Here is a 20,131-nt window from a genome sequence, read left to right on the forward strand (position 1 = left end):
CCGGCTCACCAGTGCGCGGATACGGTGATGCTGGCGTAACGCCCGATCGCCGATGCGTTGGTCGAGTCGTACGGCACGTCGGTCGGCGCCAGCGGCCGGTACAGCGGCGGCGCGCGATCGAACAGGTTCTGCACCGACACCCCGATCTCGAAGCCGGGGCCGGTGCCGCCGCGGCGCGCCGTGGCGTACTGCAGGGCGAGGTCGAAGGTGTTGAACGAAGCCAGGTCCTGGCGCAGTGCCGGGTAGCTCACGCCACCGGTGTGATTGGCGAACGAGGACACCGTGAACCCAGCGGCGGTCCACACCAGCCCCAGGCGGCCGCGCACCCTGGCCGGATAGAAGATCGTCCCCGCCAGGTCGAACGCTGCCTGCCCGGGCGTGTTCTGCTGGGCACTGTCCAGCCAGCTCGCCGAACCACGCAGGTCCAGGCGGCCCCGGCCCAGCGCGCGCCCGTACGACCCGGACAGGTCCAGTCCCCGGATCCGCTGCGTCCTGGCGTTGACGTATTCGCCGCGCCCGATCACCACCACCGTGTCCGGATCGTAGGGTTTGCCGGTCCAGTTGTAGAAGCCACCGGCGTATGTGGCCAGCAGGGCGGCCTGCTGTTCGCGCGTGGGCGCGAAATCCAGGAACTCGGCCACCGCCGGGTCGCTCAGCACCTGGCCGAAGGCCGCGAACGGCTGCACCACGCGTTCGCGATAGTCGATGTCGAACCAGGTCAGGTCGGCCTGCAAACCGGGCACGTGCTCCGGATGGAACGCCAGCGACACGCTGCGCGTGGTCGCCCTTTCCGGACCGAGCCGCGGGTTGCTGCCCCAGGACAGCAGCACCGCGTCATCGGCCCCATAGCCGGTACCGCCGATCATCGACGGTGGCACCAGGTACGCCACCAGGTTGCCATAGCGCTCGTTCAGCGTCGGCGCCTTGAACGACCTGCCCCAAGACACCTTGAGCGTGACGTCGCGGCCGGGCGCGTAGATCAGGCCCAGCTTGGGCGTGGTTACCCGGCCAAAGCTGTCGTAGTCCTCCATCCGCGCGGCGGCCGTCAGTTCCAACCGCCGCGCGAACGGTACCGCCATGCTGGCGCCAATCAGGGGAACACTGGTTTCCGCGTAGGCAAACCTGCTGCTGTCCTCGCTGTGCACCTGGGTACCGGCCAGGAGATTCCGGTTGACCAACTCATTGCTGCGATAGCCCGCGCCGACCGCCAGCCTGGCCTCGCCCGCGCCCAGTTGCAGCAGCGGCCCCTCCGCGCTGATTTCATACGAGCGGCTTTCATTGCAGCGGCACACCCCCGATACCAGCCGTGGCGTGCCGCCGCCGTTGGCCACCAGCCACGCCCGCCCGGTGTTCTGGTCGCGCGCACGCACGGCCCCGGCCTGCAGGGTCCACCCGTGCGCCAGGCCGATCTCCAGCGACGGTGCCAGGAACCATGCCGTGCCGTCCGACCGCTGGTCGTAGTAGAGCCCCCGGCCAGTCTGGTAATAGACCTGGTCGCGCTCGGTCCGCAGCGCATCCAGGCGCAGCTCGGTGCTCTCGCCCAGCCACTGGTAGCCACTCAGCAGCGCACTGCGCGTGGTGCCACCGGGGTAGAGCACGAACGGCCGGGCCATGTGCTGCGTATACGACCGCTCGCTGGCATTGATCGGATCGATGCGGGTATGGCGATAGGTGGCGATCAGGCCACCGTCGTTCCACACCGCGCCGGCGGTCGCGTCGTACTCGCGCGTGTCCAGGCCACCGTCGCCGGCGCGTCCATAGCGCGCGCTGACCACGCCGCCGTCCATGTCGCGCTTCAACACCACGTTGCCGACACCGGCCACCGCGTCCGAGCCGTAGATCGCGGACGCACCATCGGCGACGATGTCGATGCGCTCCACGGCCGCGAGCGGAATCGCGCTGATGTCCACCGCCTGCATCAACCCGCCATAGGCCAGGCGGCGGCCATTGAGCAGCGTCAACGTCGCGTCCGGGCCGATCCCACGCAGGTTGAGGCTGGAGCCACCGCCCGCGTTCTGGTTGTAGAGGTTGCCCGACCCGGTCGCGCTGACGACCCCCGGGTTCTGCCCACCATTGAAGTTCTGCGGCAGGCTGCGCACCACCTCGCCCAGCGTACTGAAACCCTCCTGGCGGATCTGCTCGCTGTCGATGGCGATCACCGGCGAGGGCGTGGTGCCACCGCGGATGCGGGTGCCGGTGACGGTCACCGTCTCCAGTTCGGTCGTCGCGTCGGCCGGTGGTGTCGCCGCCGCGGCGGCCGCGCGCGGCGCACCGGCGCCCTGCCCTGCATCCTCGTCCACCGGCGGCGCCTGCCGCGGCGTGGCGCCCTGCCCTGCGCCCGGCACGGCGCGGGCCGCGCCTGCCTCGCGCGCCGGGGCGGTGCCAGCCTGGCCATAGAGCGTGGCGAACAGGGCGATGGAAATGGCGTTGCGTAAAGCGCGGGTCTTCATGCTGCGTCCTTTGGTTTCCATGGTGGGTACTCGGTGCTGCTGTCCCGCAGCCCGGACGGTGGCCGGTGCGGCGGGCACGCGATGCCGGCGCACAGGCGGCCGCGCGCCATGGCAGCGGCGCGCACCGGCGGTGCGGGCGAATTGCAGGTGGTGTTTCCCGTGGCCCTGTGCGGCGGCGGTGTGCGCGCCGTCGCGGCGCGGTTGCGTTGCCGCCCGCGCTTCCGCCGAGGGAGCGGAAGCGTCATGCACGCATTGCGTTCATTCATTAACCCGGTGCGCACACTACGTTTAACGTAGTATCGGTGTCAAGCGCCCTTCCGGAAGCTTCCATGCACCGAAGCCCGGGATGTACACGGCCTTGTCCGAGAAGAGAGAGCTCCCCGTCTACAGCGTGCGTCTGCGCGAAGCGCGGGAGACCTATGGCATCTCGCAGCGCAATCTCGGCATCAAGGCCGGACTGGACGATTTCGTCGCCAGCACCCGCGTCAACCGCTACGAAACCGGCGTCCACCAGCCCGACCTGCAGACCCTGCAGCGCATCGCCGAGGTACTCGACCTGCCGGTGGCGTACTTCTTCGCCGAGGACGACGCGCTGGCGGAATTGATCAAGCAGTACGGGCGCGGGAAGCACGGCAAAGGCTGATCGCCGATACTGCGGCGCGTCGTTTCCCTACAGTCCCGGGCGGCGATTTCCTACGCCACGTAGCGCACTTGCCCGACGGCTCCGCATCAGCGCTTCCCCTGCCACCCACGCGCCCGCTGGCGTGCCGCACGCTACCCTGTCGCCCCGCACCGCCCCGCATCACCGGTTTATCCCGCCATGACCGCCTGCTCCCACCGCGTCCAGGGCCTCAACAACGACGAGGTGCCCGCCGACTGGCCCGCCATCGCCCCGCGCGAGATCGCGTGGCTGGCCGGGCGCTTCGCGCAGCTGCGCGGCGCGACCGCCGCGCAGTGGCACAGCCCGCGGCCGCTGTCGGCCGCGGCGCTGGTGGAAACCGCCGCCGGGCGCGTGTTCGTCAAGCGCCACCACCACAGCGTGCGCGACGCCGCCACGCTGGGCGAGGAGCACCGCTTCATCGCGCACCTGGCCGCCGCCGGCGTGCCGGTGGTGCAGGTGCTGCGCGACCACGACGGCGCCACCGCGGTCGAACACGACGGCTGGACCTACGAACTGCACACACCGGGCAACGGCGAGGACCTGTACCGCGACGCGGTGTCATGGACACCGTTGACCAACGTCGCCCAGGCACGCGACGCCGGGCGCATGCTGGCGCGCCTGCACCAGGCCGCCACCCGCTACCACGCCCCGCAGCGCGGCACCCACCTGCTGGTGGCGCGCGACGACCTGATCCGCAGCCACGACCCCATCGCCGCACTCAAGGCCGACCTGTACAACCGCCCCGGCCTTGCCCGCTACCTGGCGCGCATTCCGTGGGAGGAACAACTACGCGGGATCGTGCTGCCCTGGCATGCGGGCCTGGCCGAGCGCCTGCGCGACGAACCGCGGCTGTGGGCGCACAACGACTGGCACGTTTCCAACCTGCTCTGGCAGGGCGACACGGTGAGCACCGTGCTCGACTTCGGCCTGGCCTCGCCCACCAGCGCGCTGTTCGACCTGGCCACCGCCATCGAGCGCAATGCGGTCGCTTGGCTGGAGTTGGAACGCGGCGCGCAGGCCGTGCGCATCGACATCGCACTGGCGCTGCTCGACGGCTACCGCCAGCTGCTACCGCTGTCCGCCGCGCGCATGCACCTGCTGGCCGACCTGCTGCCGGTGGTGCACCTGGACTTCGCGCTGTCCGAAGTGGAGTACTTCGAAGGCGTCACCGGCTCCACCGCCAACGCCGACGTGGCCTGGCAACCGTTCCTGCTCGGCCATGCGCAATGGTTCGGCAGCACCGAAGGCCAGGCGCTGTTGGCGGCGCTGCACGCGGCCGCCTGAATCCGGATGCGGGGCAAGCCCCGCATCTACGGAGTACGGACCATGCAAGGCAAACCTGCCCCATGGAGCGCGGCGCCGCGGGAACCCACACCCGTAGGTGCCGGGCTTGCCCGGCACAAGGTCATGGAATGCCGGTTGGCTGGACATCCCCAGTCGAGTTGGTCGAACACCGACGCCGGTTGAACCGGCCGGCGATACCGACGAACTGAGTAGGGCGTCCTTTCACTGCGCCGGCGGCAAGCGGCCCAGGGCGGACATCTGTACTGCTACCGGAACGAGCTTGCCGTGATAACTGAGCCCGCCAGTGGGTCCGGCTATACGCTGGCTTGTTAGCCGAACCAAGCCACCCTAAGATCGAGGTATCGCAAGAGAAAAGCTCGCCATACGGTGCTTTGTAGACAAGTCGCATAACCGGACCCGTGGGTCCGTATATTAGGTAGTTTGGCCGTATGAGTAACATCACATCACGTCAAGCTTTAGTTCTGTCACTGGTCCGCGGCCTATGGGGCGAGGTCCATCCGCAGCTGCGCCAAGCTTCCATAGAGGCGGATGAAACCACGCGCATTGTTCGGCTGCGCTTCGAGTACGACGGAGAAGCCAAAGGCCAAGCGCAAAAGAGTTGCTCATATGCTGCAGCGGAAGTCATCGGTGACTTTCCTGATTCTTGGGAATTGGACGAGGAGCATGTGGCTGCACCTTTTCCCATTTCACTCGCACCATTGGAGCATCTTGTCTATCTCCGCTGGGAGCCTGATGATGCGACCTAACAATTCATTCAAGCCGCTGCCGCTTCGCGGTGCGGCTTAATCCAGGTGTTAGCCGTTATGAGCAACAGTTCAGCATCTTATCCAACAATCAGTACCCAATGGGCCGGGATGCATGGGGAGGGAATGCAGCTTGAGCTCTCTTGTGATATCTCCGGGGAAAAACATTACTTCGCGAGCTTTGTAGCTGATCCGGCGGATGAGTCACTGGCACTGGAGCTGACAGTATATGGCCGTCCTGTTCGTATAGCCGTTGCGCAGCTAGAGTCCTTGATAGTCGCGGCCAAGAAAGACGTACATTCAGAAGCCTGGTATGACAAGCAGTTGCCTTCCGGCAATAACAGCTAACAATTCATTCAAGCCGACGCCGCTTCACGGTGCGGCTTGATTCAGGGATTAGGTGGCAATGATGCAAGGCGAAGTCTTGGAGATTGACGATTTCGTTGCTATCACTGACAACGGAGTCGTTCCTGTTCGCTTGACAATAGTCCACGACTCATCGGGTTTCCTTCTCATCAGTAATTCGTCAACTGGTGGAGCTTCATTCAATGGAGACACTTGGCACAGCTCACTCACTGAAGCATTCGCCCAAGCAAAGTTTCAGTTTGGTGTTTCACCGGACAGGTGGCGCGCGGTTGCCACCTAACAATTCGTTCAAGGCGACGCCGCTTTGCGGCTCGCCTTAACTCTGGCGTTAGCGCCCACATCATGACATTCCTGCTGATTGCCATCTCCGCCGTAATCGCAGTGGTACTCGGCGCAACTACGCTGCTCGTACATACGGCAGCGCTGAAACTTGAGCGTTCCAGTCCTCAAGTGCTTAAAAGCGTAGGAATTGTGCAAGTGGATTGGTGGCTGCGGTTCTACCGTGGAGTTTGGCGCTTGGCGTTCTCACCCGCAGCCAATAGCCTCTCCAAGAATGACCGCGCCGTAATGCGTGCCTTCTGGGTGTTCTTCATGCTCTTCCCGCTTGCCTTAATTGCCTTAAAGCTAAGTGGACGCTAACAATTCGTTCAGGCCGAGATCGCTTCGTGGCCGCGTCAATGCGTGGCACATTATCACCTCGCCTCGGCCACAAATCGGTCCGGCTTAACTCAGGTGTTCTGAACGACCGCTCCTGGCCGATTTCTGCCGGTGAGCAAGCCCGCAGTCCGCCGGAGCGCTTCTACTGCGTCCAACTCGCTGGCGGCGGCGTCCAGTCCGATGGCAGAGCTTTCCAGCTCCTTGGCTGCACGTACGGGGCTTCGACGGGAGAGCTCCATGCGGGGCGAGCCCCGCATCTACGAGGTGCGAGGCCCCATGCGCGCAAGCATCCCCACCCCACCCACGGGCCAAGCCGCGCTATTTGTGGTCAAATACGCGCCTGAAGCGGGGGTGCCTGGGCTTGTCCAGGCTGAGAGAGTCCCTTGGAACCTGATCCGGTTTGCACCGGCGTAGGGAGCTTTGAGCAGCAGGCACACCGCCTTCGTGGCCGGTCGCGCGTGCGCGCCTTCGCTTCGTCTCCCCCCACGGCTGATGACGAAACGAATGAACCGCTGCCCCTCCCTTTCGCTGTTGACCGCCGCGCTGGCCGCGGCCCTGCCGCTGCACGCGCACGCCCTGGACACCGCCGCCGAGCGCTCGCCCACCGAGCTGGCTGCCGTGCGTGTGCAGGCCAAACAACCCGGCGCAAAGGAGCCGCAGTCCAACAGCTTCGGCAGTGGCGACTGGAAGAACACCCCGGCCTCGATCAGCGTGCTGGACCGCGGGCTGCTCGACCGCCGCGTGGTGCGCACGCTGTCCGAGCTGGCCGACAACGATGCCTCGCTGGGCGACAGCTACGCGCCGGTGGGCTACTACCAGAACGTCGCCATCCGTGGCTTCGCACTGGACACCGCCACCGGCTACCGCTTCAACGGCCTGAGCATCGCCGGCGAACAGCGGCTGGCGCTGGAGAACGTGCAGCAGGTGGAAATCCTCAAGGGCGAGGCCGGGCTGGCCGCCGGGGTGATCGCCCCGGGTGGCGTCATCAACTACGTCGGCAAGCGCCCGGCCGAGGTGCGCAACGTCACCCTGGGCACCGACGCCGAAGGCTCACGCTACGCCGCCATCGATATGGGCCACTGGCTGACGCCGCGCATCGGCGTGCGCTTCAATGCCGCCTGGGACAACAGCCACTCCTATATCGACCATGCCGATGGCCGCCGCAACTTCTACGCGCTGGCCACCGACTGGCTGATCGGCGAGCGCGGCAAGCTGGAGGTGGACGCCAGTTACCAAGCCAGCGCGCAGCGCTCGGCCTCGGGCTACCAGCTGCTGGGCGCCAGCGCGCTGCCGCAGCACGTGGACCGCACGCAGATGCTGGGCTACCAGCGCTGGCAGAAGCCGGTGGGCATCGACAGCACCAACCTCAGCGCACTGCACACCTACGATTTCAGCCCGGCGTGGCAGTCGCGCGTGTCGGCCAGCCACAGCCGCTCGGTGATCGACGACAACGTCGCCTTCGCCTACGGCTGTTACTACGCCCAAGCCTGCTGGGACGGCAGCGTGCCGGGCAACTACTTCGCGCCCAACGGCGACTACGACATCTACGACTACCGCAGCCCCGACGACACCCGCCGCAACCAGCAGCTGCGCGCCGAACTGCGCGGCCGCTTCGCCACCGGCGTGGTCGGGCACCAGCTGGTGCTCGGCGCCGACTACTTCCACCGCAGCGTGGACAAGCGCCGCAACGTCAACGAATACGTCGGCACCGGCAACATCCATGACCCCGCGGTGCCGCAGTTCGAGCCCTCGCCGCTGCAGCCGGGCCGCTCCGTGCGGCGCGTGGACAGCCGCCAGAAGGCGCTGTTCGTGCTGGACCGCATGCAGCTGGCCGACGACTGGCAGTGGCTGGCCGGCGGCCGCTTCGTGCGCCTGGACGAGCGCGCCTGGGACAAGCGCGGCAACCCCGAGCGCGACAGCCGGGTATCGCACTTCCTGCCGCAGACCGCGCTGATCTGGAGTGCCAACCCGCAGCTCAACCTGTACGCCAGCTACGTGCGCGGCATCGCCCTGGGCCAGGAAGCGCCGTTCTGGACCAGCAACGAAGGCAGCTTCCTGCCGTCGGTGCTGTCGCGCCAGCTGGAAGTGGGCGCCAAGTACACGCCCACCGACGCGCTGACCCTGGGCGCGGCGCTGTTCCGCATCAGCCGGCCGTTCCAGTACGCCAAACCGGACGCGAGCGACTACGGCTACACCTTCGTGCAGGAAGGCCAACAGACCCACACCGGGCTGGAACTGAGCGCGCGCGGGCGCGTGGGCGACAACCTGCAGCTCAGCGCCAGCGCCAGCGTGCTGCGGGCGCGGGCGCGCGGCACCGGCACCCCGGCCTACGAAGGCCACTCGCTGATCAACGTGCCCACCACCCGCGCCAGCGTGCATGCCGACTACGCGCTGCCGTGGGTGCCCGGGCTGGGCGTGACCGGCGGCTGGCGCTTCGCGTCTTCCAACGTGGCCACCGCCGACGGCCGCGTGCGCGCCCCCGCCTACGGCGTGGTCGATGCCGGCCTGCGCTTCCGGCATGAACTGCACGGCCGCACGCTGGACTGGAACCTGAGCGTGGACAACGTGTTCAACCGCTTCTACTGGCGCGACACCGGCAGCAGCTCGGGCGACTACTACCTGTTCCCGGGCGCCCCGCGCCAGGCGCGGCTGACGGTGAGCTTCGCGCTATGAACCCGGCCCTGCTGGAATGGTCGGCGGTCATCGCCAGCGCCCTGGGCGTGTGGCTGATGGCGCAGCGGCGCATGCTGGCCTGGCCGGTGGGGCTGGTGTCGGTGGGCCTGTACGCGCTGGTGTTCTTCGAGGCGCGGCTGTATTCGGACATGCTGCTGCAGGGCGCTTTCGCCGCGTTCCTGGGCTACGGCTGGGCCACCTGGCACCGCCAGGACAAGCCCGACGGCCGCGTCGCCATCGCCCCGCTGGCGATGCAAGCCGGCGCCCGCGACCTGGCCGTGGGCGTGGCCTTCGGCCTGGCCCTGGGCGCGGCCATGCACACCTGGACCAACGCCGCCCTGCCCTGGCTGGACGCCATGCTTGCCGCGCTCAGCCTGGTGGCGCAGTGGTGGCAGGCGCGCCGCCACGCCGCGGCGTGGTGGCTGTGGATCGTGGTGGACGTGGTCTACGTGGGCATGTACCTGGTGAAAGCGCTGCACGCCACCGCCGCGCTGTACCTGGTGTTCGTGGCGCTGGCGGCCACCGGCCTGCATGCGTGGAAGAAAGAGCAGAAGCGGGCTCGGGAGCACGCGCCGGCATCGTTTCCCTGACCCCGTCAAACGCCCTCGTTTGCCGGCGGCCATCGAAGCACGGGTGGCCGCCGGCGGGCGGCAGGCCGCAAGGGTTGGCACAGGGAAGGCTACCGGCGCTCCAAGGGAGGCCGCACTCAGTGCTCCAGTTCGCAGTGCAGCTCGATGCGGTTGCGGCCAGCGCTCTTGCCGCGGTACAGGGCGACGTCGGCCTGGCGCATGGCCTGCTCCAGCGAGGCTTCCCCGATGAAGCCGTGCGACACGCCGATGGTCACCGTGCAATGCACCCCATTCCGGCGCGCTCCCTGCGACATGGACTTCTGCTCGATGGCGCTGCGCACACGCTCGGCCACCTGCAGCGCAGACGCGCCGTCAGACTCCAGGCAGATGGCGGCGAACTCCTCACCCCCCAGCCGGCATATGAGGTCGCCCTTGCGCACCGCCCCGCGCAGGGCGTCGGCGACGCCACACAGCACGGCATCGCCAATGTGGTGGCCATGGGTGTCGTTGATGCGCTTGAAGTGGTCGATATCGATCAGCAGCAGATGCGCGGTACCAGCCCCGCGCCGGAAGTGAGTGTTCAGCGCCGCATCCAGGCCGCGGCGGTTGAGCAGCTGCGTCAACGGGTCGCGCGCCGCCGCGGCACGCAGCGCATCGCTCATGCGCCGCAACACCAGCCACACGATCAACGGCGGCAGAATCGTCGCCAGCGAACACATGTAGACGTAGAAGACCATCTGGAACTGGCTGTCCATGCGCAGTGCCTCCAGCCCGCCGCCGAGCAGCCTGGCGAACTTCATGGCGTTGAGCACGCTGATGCCGCTGATCAGGCAGACGAACAACACCATCTCGCCACGTAGATCCCGCGCGAAGCTGCGCATGCCACGGAGCAGCACCAGCACCATGCCGGCGAACAGCACCGCACAGGTGGCCGCGAGCAGGGCATAGCGCCCTACCGGCCCCCATACCGCCTGCGCCAGCCCCTGCAGGGCGACGTAGCCCAGCGCCACGGCCAGCAACGGCCGCAGCAGCGGCGCCGAACGCCCGAAGAAGCGTAGCCCACCCACGCAATACGCCACCGGCGCGCACAGCGTGAGCATGTGGTTGGTCACGCTCATCCAGCCCCAGCCCTGCGTACCCTCCAGCAACTGCAGCACATACGCCCCGCCCAGCATGAGGTTGCCCAGCGCGAACACTTCCATCCCCATCCGGTCGCCTTCCAGGCGCCGGCTGATGAGCAGGAACATCACGGCAAAGCACAGCAGGTGGACGCAGAGCATGCCGACCAGGAGGGTTGCGATCATCGGGTAGTTCGAAGTTGGAGGGACAAAACCGGGGGCAGATTCGAGTGGTGAGTGGCTCAACTGCCGGCACGCAACGTTCGTTGCAGTGAACGTATCCGCTCACAGGCCGCGCGCCATGGTGGCGGCACGCATTGCGTGCAGTGCCGCAATTACTATCGGCATGCGCAGGCGTTCTTTGAACACTCATCGGGAGATACGGATCAGAGCCGAGTTTCCAGAACAGCGACGTACGCCCCTTGGGCATCATTCTGGTGCGCATCGCCCCACCGGCGCACGGCGATCGGGCGGAAAGCAGGGGATGGCGCTCCGTGTGACGGCGGCTGCGCAGGCTTTTTCGTTTCAGAATCGTAAAGAAACCGCCTGCACTCCTCCCGCCTATTCCTTGCGAAACAGGATGTTACAGGGGCCTCGTCCCGGATTTATCGACCGGGAATCGTAAAGAAACCGGTCCACACCCAGGCCGTACCGACCCGCCCGCGACAGCCTCATGTGCAGCCGCGCGCATGGGCAACGTGGTGCAGACCTCGACCCACCCGGGGCAATCGGGCATGGTGTGGGGCAGCTCATGCCCCAGGAATCGTATGGATACCGTTCCCGCGCCAGCAGCACCCAATACGCCTACCGCAACGGTGGCGCCCACGGTCGATGCGGCAATAGCCCTGCAGGGGCTCACCTTCCCCGCGCTCAACGCGGCACTGGATGACTACCTGGCGCGAACGGGTGGCACCAAAGCCGGCCCCTGGGAACGCTGGTCGCTGATTGTCGGCGTCGCCGGTGCCGGGCTGGGCATGTTGCTGGGCAGTGTTCTATCCGGGCAGGCCGGTGTTATCGCCGCCCTGTCGGGTCTCGCCGTGGAAGTCTTGGGGCTTGGCACATCCACGTGCCTGCAGATACGTCGGGATTGGCGCCAGTTCTGGGACGCTCGCCGCGAACACGCGCGGGAGATCGAGGATGGATATACGCGGTACCAGCAACTGATCCAGCAGGTGCGCGCTTTTCCGCTGGACCAGCGCCGGCGGCGTTTGCGCTACATCCGTGACCGGCGAACCACCATGCATGAGCGCCTGGGCTTGTTCACCGGTGGAATGGAACGGCTGGGGGTACTGCCGCTGCTTGTGGCGCTGTACCTGCAGTTCAAGGACTGGCGCTGGGGCAACTGGAACGCGTTTGCCAACATCACCCTCGTGCAAGGTGCGTTCGCTTTCTGGATTCTCGTCGCCTATGCACTTTCCTGGTACCTGGTGCACCTCCGCGCGCGGGTGCAAGCCTACGAACTTCTGCTGGCCGAAGCCAATGCACAGGACGGCGAGTAGCCACAAATAGTGTTTCTTCGACTGTTGCGGTGCCCCTTTTGCGATGACAGGCAGGGACATGGCTGACAACACGAACCAACCAAAGCAGCTCGCCCTGTTACTGGCCTTGCTATTCCTGCTGGCCTGGGCCCTGCCGGCGACAGCCGCCGACGTCTGGGTGAACACCAGCACCGGCGTCTACCACTGCCCCGGTGGGCAGTATTACGGTGCCACCAAACGCGGCCGCTTCATGTCCGAGCGCGAGGCAGCGCAGCATGGGTACCGCGCCGCCTATGGCCGCACCTGCACACCCGGCGAGGCCGCAGCCGGCAGGCAACAGGTCATCCAACAGCTCACGCAATCGGCCACCCACGCCGCGCCCGCCGCCGCCACGCGCGTCTGGATCAATACCGGCTCGCATGTCTATCACTGCCCCGGCACGCGCTACTACGGCGCCACCAGGCAAGGCCGGTACGCCACGGAGGCCGAAGCCGTCGCCAGCGGCAACCGGCCAGCGTATGGCGCGCACTGCAATTGATGGGAACGACAGCTCGGCCAGACGAGGCGCTAGATCGAACGCCACACCGCTTACGAGGTGGCCCGCCTGCGCTGGATTGTCCACGTCATCAGCAACAATGGCACGCTCTTGGAAAGCCTCCGCATTTACCCCAACAGCATGGGTCCACAGCCACGCATCACATGCACGACACGGCCGCGCGGTGCTTCTGACATGCAACAGCAGATAGCGCCGGATAGCCTACAGCTCGTCGCAGCCACCGAGATGACAACGGACACAATCGTCGCATCGCCAACAGGAAAGCCGACATGAAATGCAACGTTGATCCGAATTGGCTGCAGGACTTTGATACCGCGTTGAAGCGTTATTTTCTGATTGACCATGCAGAAGCTGGCATGGGTGAGACAGAGTTGGCCCGCTATGCAGACCTTCGCCCGCACGACGCCGCTCTGCAGTACGGGGAAGACTACGATCTGCAACGGGTAGACGTTGACTGGATGTCGCCTACGCAACTGTGATTCACCAGCCAATGCCCGCCACCTTTCGAAGGCATGGCTGCGGTTGCCTGATGAGCTGCTACGGCGATTAATCCCAAAGCACTTCTTCTGGCCGCCGGCTGCTCACTTGGTCTTCGTACCCCGCATCCACATGCTCCAAAAACTGCTGATCGGTTGCGAAGCCGCCCGCAAGCCGCATCTTGGCCACTTCGCCGGCCAAGCTCGCACCGTTGAGCAAGATGACGGGGTACTGATCGTCGTGCACCTCACGCTGCACCGCCTCGGAGAAAAACGAGGTAGTTACATAAGCGCCCACCCAGCCACGGCGCAGCCTTGCCACGGTGCGGGCGATATGAACACCGCCGGTCGGCGTGTCGACCTTTTCGCACTTGGCCTGTCCCAGCACCACTAGCTTCGTTCCCCAAGTGCCCTCGCCGATGTCGATACGGCCCACAAAGTCCAAGCCCCCATCCCCCGTTCCACGGGTTAGCCACCCACGCCTGTAGCCAGCGCCTGTACCGCGGACCATGGACTCACAAGCGAGACTAGCAAGCGCCTCGAATCGGTGCTTCTTCCATTCATAGAAGCGATACACGGTGTCCAACGTTTTGCCGATTGTCGAGCTCGCCGGCATCACTTGGTCCTGCCTGCGCACTATGTGATAGCGCGCAACACGCCGCTTAATGCGCTCGATCTCTGGGCTTCCGTACTTCACCCATTGCTGCCAAGCCTTCGGCGCACGTTCATTGGCAACCACCGCTTCCAGCTTGGAATTGCGGCGACTGCTGATCCAGAACATCGCCAAGCTCTCGTCCTCTTCTGTTAAGGACAAAATGGCCAGGTCGAACAGATAGTTGGTAAAGAAGCCGCCGTTCTTTTCGGAGAACTGCGTAACCCGCTGAGCACCGGTAATCAGCCCCAACCCTGCAAATTCTTTGAACCCCTTACGCGAGGAGCGAAACAGGAGAATAGGGGCTGCACGCTCGCGCTTGGCACGGTCCGGCGATGTATGAAGATCGAACTGACGCAGCAATGTACGGTTGCCCAGCGTCGTACCGGGGTCAACATCCGGCAGCTTATTGTCGCCAAAGTACCTGGCGAAACCCTCGTCCGGCGCCAAGGTATCGTGCCACGGGTTCTCTGCCGAGCCGCGCTTGTGCTCATTACTAGAGAGCAAGATGACCGCAAGCCGCTCCCCGTCTACAGCGCGCGTGGCGCTAGGGGCGTTGATTCCCCGCTCCAGCTGCAGCGTAGGCTGCCCGGGGGCCGCGACGACGTAGTGGAAGTTAGGCAGCCCATCAATCACCGGCTCCTCGGGCAGCGTGGGGCGTGCATACCGGTACAGATCCCCCATACGAAACCGCTTCATGACTTCCCCATTCGATTGCGAGCTACAGGGTAGCTAAATGATCTGAGCCTACCAAGTAGCTGGAACGGAATCCTACGGGAGGCACTAACGTAGACTGCAACTGGAGTGATCGTGACTGACGTCCTTGTCTCGATACAGCGCCATCAGCCTGCTGGTGATCCGCTCTGGAATGTTGCGCGCACATGCCTAGCATGTGCAAAGACTAGATCGTCACACACGTCAAGCTAAAAATTGGATTATGCCCACTCTATTTCTTAGCGCGCCGAATCCTCTCAAATAGGTCAACCCCTTGCACATCCAGGTGATCCAGACTCCCCACCTCGAAATTAATGAACTTCCTGCCATCTCTCTCCTGTAGCTTTGGGGCGCCGTAGATAAATACAACACATGGCTTTTTAGTATCAGAAAATCTAATGAGCCGCCTGGTATGCAGCTTCTTCATCTCCGATTCGGCCAGCACATTTTCCCAGATCATTGCGGAGGGAAAGATGGGATATTCCAATTCCTGACCATTGATTGCGTTGACCGATGTGCAAAACCTTATTCGATGACCCCTGGGGGTCACATTAATCCACGCCTTGCTCCAATACACTCGTTTTTCGCCGGAGAGAGAGGGACGCTTCACAAAGAAGTTCTCGAACATCTCTCGGTAAGTCATCGGGCCCTGCGTACCTGCACTGATGATCAGCTTGCTATCAACATTGTCCCGACGGGCCTTCAACCAGCGCGAAACCAGTCCGGCCAGCGAATAGAGCTCAGCACCCCGACTACGCTTGCCTCCACCTCCTCTATCCTCGTTGTGCCCATACCCCACCCCAATACCACCTGCCACCACGCGCTCACGGATTGCGAAGTGGCCCGCTGGGCGTGTTAGTAGAAATCGATCAGGGGCTGGTTGGCCAGCCTCAGATGCCTGCCCTACATCGCTACCTCTTTCTCTTCCTTCTTGTTCGAATAAATTCGGGCAGCCATTCATGTGGGGCATGCTGCCGGTTTGATTACGAAAATGTGGCACTTGCTTCAACTGAAGCTGCTCGGTATCCATGTTCGCGCAGGTATATCTTGCGGGGCAGCCGCTCTCATACTCCGAACAAAGGAACGCCCGCTTGTCAGTGATCACATTAGCCCAATAAAGCTCGTAGGCACGCTCGGCGTTGACAACATCGTTAAACTGCTCGCTATATGCCAGTTCCGTTCCCATCTCAACCTCATAGCATGGCTCTACAACATATCGGCCTCCGTACAGCCAGCTTTAGTGTGCTTGCAAGCCACTTCTACACTAAAGCTCCGCACGCACACAGCGGATAGAACCTCTCTGCATAGTGTTGAGATATGCCTTTTGCTATCGGCTGCTAGGTCCGGGTCATCTTGGTTGAAAGACACGCCCCCTAAGTTATGCCGGAAGCTCAATCACCAGCCCCCTCCTGCGCAGTAATGCGCAGCTTGGCGTCGGTGGCGAAGCCCAGCTGCTCCAGCCACAGGCCGCTCAGGCGCAGGTGCGGGACGGACTGGTCGCCGCCCTGGCCGTGGGCGCCGGGTTAGTGCACGCAGCTGACGGTGCACTGGCGGGGCTGGCGTGGGCGGCGGCGGCGCGCTCAGGCGGCCGTGTATTGCGCTGATGGAGAATGGACAGCGCGCCGATCGCTGGTGGCTTCTGGCTGCTCTGGGTAAGAGCGGGCCTTTATCAGCGCCGAACGTCCCACCCCTTTCCGTTCCACCCGATGGTTCCTTCTACACGCCTTGACGGACTGTTCGCGCTGTCATTCCCTTGCGGGACACGCCCCGCAAACCGGACGCCGTGCGATGTAGCCGAAATGGAGTCGATCATCTGCGGGAACGCGTTCGAAGTGAGCGTTGGCAGGGAATAGTCTGGATGGATGAGCAGCGCTGCATTTGCTCCTTGCCGTATGCCCAGAACTATCGACCTCCAACTTCTGGAACCGCCGGAACAGCCCACGTCGAGCGTGACCAAGGCTATGTACCTCACCCCAGGTTCCTCCTTCCAACGCACTATGTTGTTTGGATTGAACGAGACGTTGCAGCCGATTGAGCTCGCGTACGAAAGCACGGTGCCAGGTAGGCGCTCGAATGCTCTAGCCTTGATGGCTTCCCACTCACGAAGTTCATGCGCTGTCTGCGCCCATGCAAGCAGCGGGCTGCAAAGCAGAGCCATGAAAGCGATGTAGCGCAACCGCATTGCCGCCTCCGTCTCTCAAACGCCGAGCATTTTTCTTCGGTGCCTCGAGGGCGCCTTTGCATTTGGCTGCCGTGACCGGGCTTACGTGCGTTCCCGGCCAGAACAACGCATCTGCTTCAGGTAACGGCCGCCAACGAGACCCGTGCCATTGGAAGCATCATTACGCAGAACGAAGCTTTCGAGATAGCACCTTCTGCAGTAGGGGCGCGATATTCATGCGTTGGCTGTAGCAGGTTTCAGTTGCTATATCGCCGCCCACCGGGTCTCGTCATCCGGAAAGGTCCACCTGGGGCCCAGCCTACCGGCGGCGGCATTCCTTGTGCGGACAAGGTTGTCAGTTGACCCCCCATGGCTCACCAATCCGCGTGGCCAGGTGGATGGCGCCGACCCTCCACCCCGGCACACCGCTGATCACGCCGGCAACTCAATCACCAGCCGCCCCTCCTGCGCGGTGATGCGCAGCTTGGCGCCGATGGCGAAGCCCAGTTGCTCCAGCCACAGGCCGCTCAGGCGCAGGTGCGGGACGGGCTGGTCGCCGCCATGGCCGTGGGCGCCAGGGTAGTACGTGCAGCTGACGGTGCACTGGCGGGGCTGGCGTGGGCGGCGGGGTGCGCTCAGGCGGCCGCGGCGGGTGGGGAGCGGATCGGGTTGCAGGTCGGGCGGCGGCAGGGGTGGCAAGGCATCGAGTAGCGTTTGGGCCAGGGTGCGTGTATCGCGGCGGGCCGGGCGCTTGGCGCGCGAGGTGGCAGAAGCACGGCGGCGGCTCATGGGGCCTCCTGCGCGTCGCACGCGGACTGGGCCACGCCGCTGCACTCGCGCAGGGCGACGCTGATACGGGCGGACAGGCTGCGCAGGCATTGCGCCAGCACGCCGGGTTGGCACAGCAAGTGCGCGGTGAGGTCGTGGTTGGCCTGCTCGGTGGCCGCCAGTGCGGCCAGCCGCTGCATGACGTCGCCCACTTCAAGTAGCAGGGCGTGCGCGCCCTCGGGCAACAGGTAGCCCGGCGCGTGGGCCGGCGGGGATGGTGCGGTGTACATGGCAACGCCCTCCTGGAATACGCCAAGTACCGCCGCCCGAAGGCGACGGGATGTCGGGAGGTTCGAAACCGCAGAGAGCCGGCGGGCGTATTTCCCCGAAGGGTGTTGTATTAGCCGCCCTCCCGACGCAGGCAGTGCGTCGGCTTGCGCCCGGAGGATTGGGCACAAAAAACCCACCGGTTTGACGGAGGTGGGTACCGCTCTCTGAGGAGTTTCGACGCTCCTTGGGGGCGAGAGTGATACTACATTGAATCGATGTCAACCGTGATCCGAGCAGATCAGCAAAGACGCGATGACTTCCTACACCACCACCTCCTGAAATCTGACAGATCACTTATTGCATCAGGAGCCAACGTAGAAATCAGCGCAACTCCTCACTGCACATTAGTTTATTTCTACAAATAACTAAATAGACCACAAAGCTCGACCCCATTAACCGAGCCCACTCATGGATTCACTACAGAAAATCCAACCCCAATAACGCCTTCTTATCACCCTCATCCCCCAAGCTTAGCCCCCAGCGTTTCTCCATAAAAGCAAGGAGCGACAACCCTCGACTCAGGATTTGAGCGCTAGTCCACTCAGGCGCTTGAGCAACCTCATTTTCAGCATATGAACCAAAAGCGTACGAGACAACGGATCCATCATTCCTCTTTACCTTCTCATCAAAAGGACGATTAGAGAGACTTGAATTCTTTGGCCTAGATAGCGGAAGAAGATTTCCCAAAGAATTTCTCAAAAGCTCCTTCCTTTTTTGAGGATATTTACCAAACCGAGTCACCCAGTACTGATGCCTAGCATGCTGAGGGTATATATGCTCAACAGTTATGTAGTCACTTACATCTTCATTATAAGCATCCCAATCGATCTTATCCCTATTTGTCTTACTTCGCTCCTGCAGACTAAGGTTATATTCATACAAGAAATACTTAATGTTATCCCATGCATAAAACCCGCCAGTCTTGAAGTTAGCAACAAGATCACGCCTAAAATTTGCCGCCTTCAGGTATGCATTGGTCATCTCCACTACATGCTTTGTGGCCTTTTCCACGGCACCAACGGCTGTTCCATTTTTTGCATCATCAGCCATATCCAGCGCCATCTTGATAAAGTCACTTCTATAGTGAATCAAACTTCCCTTACTGTAATATTTAGTAGCGATTGATATACAAAAAGAAAATCGCTCAAGCGCTTTAAGAAAAGCAACTCTATGCTCGGAGCTGACAGGAAGCCGAAAAACAACCAGCGTCAAGGGAAGGAAAGGATAAAACCCTATCCGATTCATCTTGTCTAGCCACTTCTTCTCATCTTCCGAGTAGCCAGAATCTTCAGGATTAAGGATCTTGTACCAAACCTCAACCGACTCTTGCAAAGAACTAACGTAATCAAAGACGTAGCCGAGCGTGATCTTACTAGGATCACCATCATTCAAAAACACATTCCTCACCACGAACCTCCTCCCCAAGAGGTCCGCAGGGTAATCTATCTTACTAATCCTTCTACGCACCACATAAATATCCGCCTCAACATCCAATATATCTCTTCCGAAATAAATTATGTAATGAGAGAAAAGAAAACTATCGTCATCCAGCGGCTTATATTTATTCCTTCCCAACGAGTGGTACAGAGCTCTCCAGCAGTCATTTATCGCCGACCGAAGCCTTGCCCTTTCATAATCCTCCACTGGAATTTTATATGAAAGGTAGATAAGCCTATTCTTCAACAACTCTAAGTAAGAGAGAGGCTTACCCCTGTTATTCATTGTCTCAAATGCAACACACACATCAACATCTGATGATATTGTGAATATGTTGAATAAGAGATTCTGAGTAACCCTTTTGTACAAATCTTCCAATAGCGCCACAGAGGAGCCATTCAGTTTTTCTTGGAAAAAATCCTTCGCCCTCTGCAGATTCTGCGTGTATATAGTCTCTTGCAGATCGCCACTAGTTATTTTTTCACAAAAAATTCTTGACTTAAGAAATTCGTAGCTAGGATTATCTTTTTCGTAGCCAAATATATACGACCTTGAAATCCCGCCATCCTTTGAGTCAAAGATAAACTTCTTCTGCACTTCCTCTTTCGTATTGTAATTTATACGTATCGACTCATCGATATTCTCCAATATGACCTGAATCAATATTATCGATGTAGTTAGTCTTTGCTGCCCATCCACCACATATAGAGGCTCAAACTTTTTGCTGTTAATGATCCACGCATCGTCGCCCCATTTTTCGCAAACCTCAACGGGCACATTCTCCAAGGTAAGAACGCCCGTGTAGTGATTTTGCCCATCTTCCAATTGATCAAGATCACTCCAAAAATCCCTGAGTTGTTTCTCACCCCAAGCGTAACCGCGCTGATAATCAGGAATCCTAAAGAGGCGTTCTGTGAATATCTTTGAGAGCGTAAGAAGCTGATTATCCATGTCACGTCCTTAGTTCTGCGTACCTTGCATTTATTCAAAAAAATAGGCGGCCTCACAGCCGCCTAT

General features: G+C 62.3%; 17 protein-coding genes, 1 pseudogene and 1 riboswitch. Of the genes and pseudogenes, 10 read left to right on the plus strand and 8 right to left on the minus strand.

What is annotated here, in order from left to right; all coding sequences use genetic code 11:
- Window positions 1–5: 5 nt before the first annotated feature.
- Window positions 6–2,471: a TonB-dependent receptor gene (locus tag MKP15_RS07790; RefSeq protein WP_240212327.1), complete on the minus strand. Its 2,466-nt coding sequence runs from the start codon at window positions 2,469–2,471 to the stop codon at window positions 6–8.
- Between the two features lie 337 nt (window positions 2,472–2,808).
- Between MKP15_RS07790 and MKP15_RS07795 the strand changes: the two genes are divergently transcribed.
- From MKP15_RS07795 to pnuC, 7 genes are all read left to right on the plus strand, one after another.
- The gene (locus MKP15_RS07795; protein WP_233996229.1) at window positions 2,809–3,093 is read left to right on the plus strand and encodes a helix-turn-helix transcriptional regulator; all 285 of its coding nucleotides are present in this window, start codon (window positions 2,809–2,811) and stop codon (window positions 3,091–3,093) included.
- A 177-nt stretch (window positions 3,094–3,270) separates the two neighbouring features.
- On the plus strand, window positions 3,271–4,395 hold the full coding sequence (locus tag MKP15_RS07800; protein WP_240212328.1) for a phosphotransferase: 1,125 nt from the start codon (window positions 3,271–3,273) through the stop codon (window positions 4,393–4,395).
- Between the two features lie 449 nt (window positions 4,396–4,844).
- Entirely contained in the window at window positions 4,845–5,162 is a 318-nt protein-coding gene (locus MKP15_RS07805; RefSeq protein WP_240212329.1) for a hypothetical protein, read from the plus strand.
- 57 nt (window positions 5,163–5,219) lie between these two features.
- Complete coding sequence (locus MKP15_RS07810) at window positions 5,220–5,507, plus strand: hypothetical protein (protein WP_240212330.1); 288 nt, start codon at window positions 5,220–5,222, stop codon at window positions 5,505–5,507.
- A gap of 360 nt (window positions 5,508–5,867) precedes the next feature.
- Window positions 5,868–6,164 (plus strand): hypothetical protein, encoded by a 297-nt coding sequence (locus MKP15_RS07815; RefSeq protein ID WP_240212331.1) that lies wholly within the window; start codon window positions 5,868–5,870, stop codon window positions 6,162–6,164.
- 355 nt (window positions 6,165–6,519) lie between these two features.
- Window positions 6,520–6,616, plus strand: a riboswitch (TPP riboswitch).
- A gap of 70 nt (window positions 6,617–6,686) precedes the next feature.
- Window positions 6,687–8,855 carry a TonB-dependent siderophore receptor gene (locus tag MKP15_RS07820; protein ID WP_240212332.1) on the plus strand — a complete coding sequence of 723 codons (2,169 nt, stop codon included), beginning with the start codon at window positions 6,687–6,689 and terminating at the stop codon, window positions 8,853–8,855.
- Complete coding sequence (pnuC, locus tag MKP15_RS07825; RefSeq protein ID WP_240212333.1) at window positions 8,852–9,445, plus strand: nicotinamide riboside transporter PnuC; 594 nt, start codon at window positions 8,852–8,854, stop codon at window positions 9,443–9,445. Before MKP15_RS07820 ends, pnuC begins: the two co-directional genes overlap by 4 nt.
- A gap of 116 nt (window positions 9,446–9,561) precedes the next feature.
- Here the strand turns inward: pnuC and MKP15_RS07830 are convergent, their stop codons facing one another.
- A complete protein-coding gene (locus MKP15_RS07830) occupies window positions 9,562–10,728 on the minus strand; it encodes a GGDEF domain-containing protein (protein ID WP_240212334.1) in 1,167 nt (388 codons plus the stop codon).
- 581 nt (window positions 10,729–11,309) lie between these two features.
- On the opposite strand from MKP15_RS07830, the gene MKP15_RS07835 reads away from it, so the two are divergent.
- From MKP15_RS07835 to MKP15_RS07845, 3 genes are all read left to right on the plus strand, one after another.
- The gene (locus MKP15_RS07835) at window positions 11,310–12,041 is read left to right on the plus strand and encodes a hypothetical protein (protein ID WP_240212335.1); all 732 of its coding nucleotides are present in this window, start codon (window positions 11,310–11,312) and stop codon (window positions 12,039–12,041) included.
- 58 nt (window positions 12,042–12,099) lie between these two features.
- Window positions 12,100–12,558: a hypothetical protein gene (locus MKP15_RS07840; protein WP_240212336.1), complete on the plus strand. Its 459-nt coding sequence runs from the start codon at window positions 12,100–12,102 to the stop codon at window positions 12,556–12,558.
- Between the two features lie 287 nt (window positions 12,559–12,845).
- Complete coding sequence (locus MKP15_RS07845; protein WP_240212337.1) at window positions 12,846–13,055, plus strand: hypothetical protein; 210 nt, start codon at window positions 12,846–12,848, stop codon at window positions 13,053–13,055.
- 67 nt (window positions 13,056–13,122) lie between these two features.
- Here the strand turns inward: MKP15_RS07845 and MKP15_RS07850 are convergent, their stop codons facing one another.
- The 6 genes and pseudogenes from MKP15_RS07850 to MKP15_RS07875 form a co-directional block, all read right to left on the minus strand.
- Window positions 13,123–14,403, minus strand: a complete 1,281-nt coding sequence (locus tag MKP15_RS07850; RefSeq protein WP_240212338.1) for a restriction endonuclease — start codon at window positions 14,401–14,403, stop codon at window positions 13,123–13,125.
- A 247-nt stretch (window positions 14,404–14,650) separates the two neighbouring features.
- Window positions 14,651–15,604 (minus strand): hypothetical protein, encoded by a 954-nt coding sequence (locus MKP15_RS07855; RefSeq protein ID WP_240212339.1) that lies wholly within the window; start codon window positions 15,602–15,604, stop codon window positions 14,651–14,653.
- A 192-nt stretch (window positions 15,605–15,796) separates the two neighbouring features.
- A pseudogene (locus tag MKP15_RS07860) lies at window positions 15,797–15,989 on the minus strand (SymE family type I addiction module toxin); the annotation flags it as partial.
- 1,022 nt (window positions 15,990–17,011) lie between these two features.
- Window positions 17,012–17,368: a SymE family type I addiction module toxin gene (locus MKP15_RS07865; RefSeq protein ID WP_240212340.1), complete on the minus strand. Its 357-nt coding sequence runs from the start codon at window positions 17,366–17,368 to the stop codon at window positions 17,012–17,014.
- On the minus strand, window positions 17,365–17,637 hold the full coding sequence (locus MKP15_RS07870; protein WP_240212341.1) for a hypothetical protein: 273 nt from the start codon (window positions 17,635–17,637) through the stop codon (window positions 17,365–17,367). The genes MKP15_RS07865 and MKP15_RS07870 overlap by 4 nt, the downstream gene beginning before the upstream one ends.
- 457 nt (window positions 17,638–18,094) lie before the next feature.
- Complete coding sequence (locus MKP15_RS07875; protein ID WP_240212342.1) at window positions 18,095–20,065, minus strand: DUF262 domain-containing protein; 1,971 nt, start codon at window positions 20,063–20,065, stop codon at window positions 18,095–18,097.
- Window positions 20,066–20,131 lie beyond the last annotated feature (66 nt).

The sequence above is a fragment of the Stenotrophomonas sp. Y6 genome (assembly GCF_022436665.1).
GTDB lineage: Bacteria > Pseudomonadota > Gammaproteobacteria > Xanthomonadales > Xanthomonadaceae > Stenotrophomonas > Stenotrophomonas acidaminiphila_A.